This window comes from Mycobacterium sp. NAZ190054 (assembly GCF_001545925.1).
GTDB lineage: Bacteria > Actinomycetota > Actinomycetes > Mycobacteriales > Mycobacteriaceae > Mycobacterium.
On the sequence record NZ_LMVQ01000221.1, the window covers coordinates 1 to 6,012 of the forward strand.

At 69.9% G+C, this 6,012-nt stretch carries 7 protein-coding genes and 1 pseudogene; 5 read left to right on the top strand and 3 right to left on the bottom strand.

Going from position 1 to position 6,012, the window contains the following annotated elements; genetic code table 11:
* Window positions 1–115: 115 nt before the first annotated feature.
* From ASJ79_RS16120 to ASJ79_RS16130, 3 genes and pseudogenes are all read left to right on the top strand, one after another.
* Window positions 116–1,225, top strand: a pseudogene (locus tag ASJ79_RS16120) (cytochrome c biogenesis protein ResB); the annotation flags it as partial.
* Window positions 1,222–2,196 carry a c-type cytochrome biogenesis protein CcsB gene (ccsB, locus tag ASJ79_RS16125; protein WP_067956950.1) on the top strand — a complete coding sequence of 325 codons (975 nt, stop codon included), beginning with the start codon at window positions 1,222–1,224 and terminating at the stop codon, window positions 2,194–2,196. The pseudogene ASJ79_RS16120 and the gene ccsB, both read left to right, overlap by 4 nt.
* Window positions 2,197–2,267: 71 nt before the next feature.
* A complete protein-coding gene (locus tag ASJ79_RS16130) occupies window positions 2,268–3,296 on the top strand; it encodes a MinD/ParA family protein (RefSeq protein ID WP_067956952.1) in 1,029 nt (342 codons plus the stop codon).
* A gap of 18 nt (window positions 3,297–3,314) precedes the next feature.
* On the opposite strand, the gene ASJ79_RS16135 is transcribed toward ASJ79_RS16130, so the two are convergent.
* Window positions 3,315–3,494: a hypothetical protein gene (locus ASJ79_RS16135; protein WP_067956955.1), complete on the bottom strand. Its 180-nt coding sequence runs from the start codon at window positions 3,492–3,494 to the stop codon at window positions 3,315–3,317.
* 49 nt (window positions 3,495–3,543) lie between these two features.
* On the opposite strand from ASJ79_RS16135, the gene ASJ79_RS16140 reads away from it, so the two are divergent.
* Complete coding sequence (locus ASJ79_RS16140) at window positions 3,544–3,882, top strand: DUF4229 domain-containing protein (RefSeq protein ID WP_067956957.1); 339 nt, start codon at window positions 3,544–3,546, stop codon at window positions 3,880–3,882.
* 76 nt (window positions 3,883–3,958) lie between these two features.
* Window positions 3,959–4,372, top strand: a complete 414-nt coding sequence (locus tag ASJ79_RS16145) for an ester cyclase (RefSeq protein WP_067956966.1) — start codon at window positions 3,959–3,961, stop codon at window positions 4,370–4,372.
* A 4-nt stretch (window positions 4,373–4,376) separates the two neighbouring features.
* Here the strand turns inward: ASJ79_RS16145 and ASJ79_RS16150 are convergent, their stop codons facing one another.
* On the bottom strand, window positions 4,377–5,093 hold the full coding sequence (locus ASJ79_RS16150) for a hypothetical protein (protein ID WP_067956961.1): 717 nt from the start codon (window positions 5,091–5,093) through the stop codon (window positions 4,377–4,379).
* A complete protein-coding gene (locus ASJ79_RS16155) occupies window positions 5,090–6,004 on the bottom strand; it encodes a VWA domain-containing protein (protein WP_067956964.1) in 915 nt (304 codons plus the stop codon). Before ASJ79_RS16155 ends, ASJ79_RS16150 begins: the two co-directional genes overlap by 4 nt.
* Between the last annotated feature and the right edge of the window lie 8 nt (window positions 6,005–6,012).

Sequence of the window (6,012 nt, forward strand, 5' to 3'; positions counted from 1 at the left end):
CTTCCTGACTTTCTGACGTAGACGTAGATGCGCCGATTCCGCGGAAAACCAAACGGCCGGTCGGCCCCCTCTTCGCGTGCTGTCCCGCCGTCTTCGCTGCCGGGATGACTCGGTCGGTTATCTGCGCGAGTTCGGCAACATCGTCTTCCACTTCTCGCTGCTCGGCCTGCTGGTCGCGATCGCCGCAGGCAAGATGTTCAGCTACGAGGGCAACGTCATCGTCGTCGCCGACGGCGGCCCCGGATTCTGCTCGGCATCCCCGGCCGCGTTCGACTCGTTCCGGGCCGGCAACACCGTCGACGGTACCTCGCTGTACCCGATGTGCGTGCGGGTCAACGACTTCCAGGCCACCTATCTGGAGAACGGTCAGGCGGTCGGCTTCCAGGCCGACATCGAGTACCAGGCCGGTGAGGATCTCGACACCGGCACCTGGCGGCCGTATCTGTTGAAGGTCAACGAGCCGCTGCGCGTCGGCGGTGACCGCGTCTACCTACAGGGCCACGGTTACGCGCCGACGTTCACGGTCACCTTCCCGGACGGGCAGACCCGCACCCAGACGCTGCAGTGGCGGCCCGACGACCAGATCACCTTCCTGTCGTCGGGGGCGATGCGGTTCGACCCGCCGGGCGGCACCTATACCGACGAACTGCAGCGCCGCCGCAACCAGCTCGCCATCCAGGGGTTGTTCGCGCCGACCGCGCAGCTGCACGGCACCCTGCTGTCGTCGAGCTTCCCCGAGATGAACGACCCCGCCGTCGCGATCGACATCTACCGGGGCGACACCGGCCTGGACACCGGCCGGCCCCAGTCGCTGTTCACCCTCGACCCCCGCATGATCGACCAGGGCCGGCTCACCAAGGCCGCCCGGGTGAACCTGCGGGACGGCGAGGACACCCGACTCGACGACGGAACCGTCGTCCGCTTCGACGGCGCGGTCCCGTTCGTCAACCTGCAGGTCTCGCACGACCCCGCCCAGATCTGGGTGCTGGTGTTCTCGATGACGATGATGGCCGGGCTGCTGGTGTCGCTGATCGTGCGCCGCCGACGCGTCTGGGTGCGGCTCACGGCTGGGCCTGCGGGTACGGTGAACGTCGAGCTGGGCGGCCTGGCCCGCACCGACAACTCGGGGTGGGGCGACGAGTTCGAACGGCTGACGGCCCGGCTTCTCGCCGCCATCGGGGCCGCCGCGCCGGCGCAGGAAGAGAAGAAAGCGGATCGCTCATGAGCACGACCATCGACATCGGGCTGGCCCGGTATTCCGACTGGGCGTTCACGTCGTCGGTGCTGGTGCTGGTGGCAGCGCTGCTGCTGCTCGCCGTCGAACTGGCCTACAGCCGCAGCCGCAAGGCCGAGAACCGCGAACTGGTCAGCGCCGGAGGCGTCGCCCGGGACAGCGCCGCGCCCGGTGTCGTCGTCGACGCGCCGCGGCGCCCGTTCGACGAGCGGCTCGGCACCTCCGGGGTCGCGCTGGTCTACGTCGGCATCGTGCTGCTGCTGGCATGCATCGTGCTGCGCGGGCTGTCCACCTCGCGGGTGCCGTGGGGCAACATGTACGAGTTCATCAACCTGACCAGCTTCTGCGGTCTGGTGGCGGCGGCCTGGGTGCTGCGCAAGCCGCAATACCGCTCGCTGTGGGTGTTCGTGCTGGTCCCGGTGCTGATCCTGCTGACCGTGTCGGGGCGTTGGCTGTACTCGCACGCCGCACCGGTGATGCCGGCGCTGCAGTCCTACTGGCTGCCGATCCACGTGTCGGTGGTCAGCCTGGGCTCCGGGGTGTTCCTGGTGGCCGGGGTGGCCAGCATCCTGTTCCTGCTGAAGATGTCGCGGCTGGGTGACCCGCTGCGCGCGGACACGATCGGGCGCATCGTGGCGAAGCTGCCCGACGCCCAGACGCTGGACCGGATCGCGTACCGAACCACGATCTTCGCGTTCCCGGTGTTCGGTTTCGGCGTGATCTTCGGCGCCATCTGGGCCGAGGAGGCGTGGGGCCGCTACTGGGGCTGGGACCCCAAGGAGACGGTGTCGTTCATCGCGTGGGTCATCTACGCGGCGTACCTGCACGCCCGTTCGACCGCCGGCTGGCGGGACAAGAAGGCGGCGTGGATCAACATCGCCGGGTTCGTCGCGATGGTGTTCAATCTGTTCTTCATCAATCTGGTGACCGTGGGCCTGCACTCGTACGCGGGCGTCGGCTGAGCCGGGAGGGGTACTGACTGTTGGTGGACGCGCCGGGGAGTTTTCGGGCACAGCAACGGTTCTCCGACCCCATGGCGCCCGTCCCTGCGGAGTGGACGGCGCCGACGCCGCCGGAGGGGGCGCCTCCGGTGGTGACCGCCGACCCGGCGCCGTACCTGGATCTGTCGACGGTGGCGCTGCTCGGCCACGCCAACCGCGGTCCGTCGGCCGGCTGGCGCAAGTGGCTGTACTGGGGATCGGGCCGGCTGATCAACGTCGGGGAGAGCCCGAAGGTGCTCCGCCGCGACAGTCTCGTCGCGCAGGTTCAGCAGCCGTTGCGGGGCTGCTACCGCATCGCGATGCTGTCCCAGAAGGGCGGTGTCGGCAAGACCACCATCACCGCGACGCTCGGGGCCACGCTGGCGACCACGCGCGGTGACCGGGTGATCGCCGTGGACGCCAATCCCGACCGCGGCACGCTGAGCCAGAAGGTGCCCATCGAGACCTCGGCCACCGTGCGGCATCTGCTGCGCGACGCCGAGGGAATCGCGTCCTACAGCGACGTCCGGCACTACACGTCGCAGGGGCCCAGCCGGTTGGAGGTGCTGGCCTCCGAGAGCGACCCGGCGGTGTCGGAGGCGTTCAGCGCCGACGACTACTGCCGCGCGGTCGACGTGCTCGAACGCTTCTACAGCGTGGTCCTGACCGACTGCGGCACGGGCATGCTGCACTCCGCGATGGCAGGGGTGATCCAGAAGGCCGACGTGCTGGTGGTGATCAGTTCAGGTTCGGTCGACGGGGCGCGCAGCGCGTCGGCGACGCTGGACTGGCTCGACGCGCACGGTCACGAGGACATGGTGCGCAACTCGATCGCGGTCATCAACGGGGTGCGGCGCAACTCGAAGAGGGGCACCGCCAAGGTCGACCTGAACAAGGTGGTCGACCACTTCGCGCGGCGCTGCCGGTCGGTGTGTCAGGTGCCGTTCGACCCGCATCTGGAAGAGGGTGCCGAGATCAGCCTGGACCGGTTGCGCGAGGACACCCGAGAGTCGTTGCTGGAGTTGGCCGCCGTGGTCGCCGACGGCTTTCCGGGAGCGCGGCGTCCCGACCCGATGGGGTGACGGTCGGGCCGCGCCGCGTCAGGGCCGCGGCTGGTCGGGCCGGGGCTGGTCGTCGCTCGGGTTGATCCGTCGCAGGAATTCCGGATCGTCGTCCGGACCGATCACCCGGGTACGCGGTCGGTTCGCGTTCATCCGGCTCACCCGCCAGCCCACGTAGACCAAAGCGGCCAAGATGAGAATCAGGAGCAAATACGCCACTCAAAACCTCCTTCCTGTCAATATACGCGCCGTCGGTAGGCTCGGTTCCGTGTCTGAGGACCCACGACCGACATCGCGGTTGCTTCTCGATGTGCTCGGCTACACCGCGGCCCGACTGGCGCTCGTCGTCGTCGTGACGGCGGCGATTCTCGGTATCGGGCACCTCGCGGGCATCCGCGAATTCCCGCTCGTGGTTGCGTTGTTGTTCGCGATCGTCATCGCGTTGCCGCTGGGAATCTGGGTGTTCACGCCGCTGCGGCGGCGCGCCAACCAGAGCATCGCGGTGTGGGACGAACGCCGGCGCCGCGACAGGGAACAGTTGCAATCCCGGTTGCGGGCAGGCGCGGACGAGACCGCTCCGGACCGCGACGACACACCCGGCACCTGACCGAACACGCCGTCGCCGCCAGGTCTCGGCGAATTGATGGGCTTAGCTGAGCCCCGTGATGGGTAACACAAATCCCATGAACAATCCGCAGGTCATGGCCCGTCCCAGGAGCATGACGAGCCACAGAGGTCTCAGTAGCCCCAAGGTCATGGTCGGTCAGCGTCTGTACCGGCGCTGGATCACGGAACTGTGGGCCGGTGAACGCATCGCCGCTGAGTTGGTGTCGCCGGACTTCGTCGGCCACTGGCCGACCCGCGACGTCCACGGACCCGACGGACTCCAGGCCATGGTCGACGAGACCCGCGCGGTGCTCAAGGACCTGTTGTTCGTGGTGGAAGTCGGTCCGTTCACCGACGGCGACATGGTGGCGGCCCGCTGGATCGCCACCGGCGCGGGCGAGGACGGCCCGGCGCGTTTCACCGGCAACGACCTGATGCGTGTCGCCAACGGACGGATCGTCGAGTACTGGGCGGGGACTTCGCGGGCCTGACCGCTCACCGGCTTGCGGCATCGCGCAGCAGTTGCCGCAGAGCTTCGAGCGGATCGCCGCCGCGGTCAAGGCGACGTTCTTCCGCCGGGCCCGCCGCGTCCGGCGCCGTGATCGGCGGTGCGGGCGGGGCGACGGGTACCTGAGCGGGAGGCGGCACCGGTGGTGCGAGGGGTGCCACCGAGCCGAGCGCCTCGATCTTGGCGGTGATCCGCTCGTCGGCGTCCTGGCGGACGGCCCGGCGCCGGGCGTCGGGATCGTCGTTGCCGTCGAAGCAGCCCGGCGGCGCGTCGGCGATCACGGCCAGCGCACCCTCGTACCGCTGCCGCGCCACGTCCAGCCGCGCCTCCCACGCGTCGATGTCGCCCTGCCGTTCGCGGACCAGCGCAAGGTTCACCCGCACCGCGCACGACTGCTCCGGCGAGGTGCGCCGCAGCGCTTCGGAGAACTCGGTGTCGGCGACGTCGAGCCGGCCCTCGAGCACCGCCAGCCCGCCCGCGGCGAAGGCGGTGGTGCCGGGTTCGACGACGTCGAACAGCCGCAGTATCCGTACGTCGTCGCGCAACGCACCGATGTCACCGGAGGCGTAATGCTGCTGCGCCGAACCGCCCACCACGACGACCGAGATCAACTTCACGGCGAGGACGACGGCGACCAGCGCCACCGGCGCGGACACCAGCAGCAGCCGCCGTCGCAGGCGGATCCGGGCCGGCACGTGGGTCACCGCAGCACCTCCCGACGGATCGCCCTGGCGCGCAACAGGTCCCGGGTGGTGAGGTAGATCTCCCCGAGCAGGAGCAGCGCCGCCAGCATCGTGAACACCCAGTAGAGCTCGACGCGCGCGGGTGCCGCGGCGGCTTCGGTCACCGCGTCGGCGGTGTCCGAGGAGTCGGCGGCTCCCGGCACCGGCTCACCGCCGCCGCGGTGCACGTAAGGCACCCCCAACTGGCCGGCGATCTCACGCAGGGTGGCCTCGCCGCGGCCGGTGCCGTAACCGAGCACGGCGCCGCCGTCGACGGCAGGTGTGTCGAACGTCCCCTGCGGCACGGTCGCCTCCGGGGCGCCGGAGCCGAGGTAGTAGACGAGGTTGTCCGCGTGCGGGTACTGCTGGCCGGCCGCGATGAGCTGGTAGCGCAGCACGTTCGCGGCCGCGGCGGCGTTGACCTCGGTCCCCGCCGCGGCCGGGCCGGGATACGGGCTGAGCGTCTCGACGACGGGCCGCAGGCTCCAGGTGTCGTCGGACAGCGGCCACTCGATGGCCGGCCGCGCGGCGAACGCGATCAGGGCGAACCGGGCGCCGGGATGCGCGTCGACGAGTTCTTCGATGTCGTCGCGCATCGTCGCCATCCGCGGTGTGCCGTCGGGTTCCACGATCGCCGAGTCCGCCGACCGGTCGAGCACGACGTAGACGTTGGCGCCGGTCGGCCGGGGCTGATCGGGCCCGGTGTCGTCGCCCGCGACGACGATCAGCCCGCGCGCGCGCCAGTCCGTCGCCGCGGTCAGCATCATCACCAGCGCGAGGCAGCCGATCAGGGCGAGCTCGGAGAGCGGAAGAGCGTCGGGTAGGGGGAGAGGGTGGAGCGCGGTGGGCTGCCGTTGGTTACAGAAAGAGAGGAGGGTGTGTGGGGAGTGGATCGAGGTTC

Excerpts from the sequence above, each read along its gene's own strand:
- ASJ79_RS16145 (WP_067956966.1), top strand. The coding sequence starts at position 3,959 with ATGAACAATCCGCAGGTCATGGCCCGTCCCAGGAGCATGACGAGCCAC.
- ASJ79_RS16130 (WP_067956952.1), top strand. The coding sequence starts at position 2,268 with ATGGCGCCCGTCCCTGCGGAGTGGACGGCGCCGACGCCGCCGGAGGGG.
- ccsB (WP_067956950.1), top strand. The coding sequence starts at position 1,222 with ATGAGCACGACCATCGACATCGGGCTGGCCCGGTATTCCGACTGGGCG.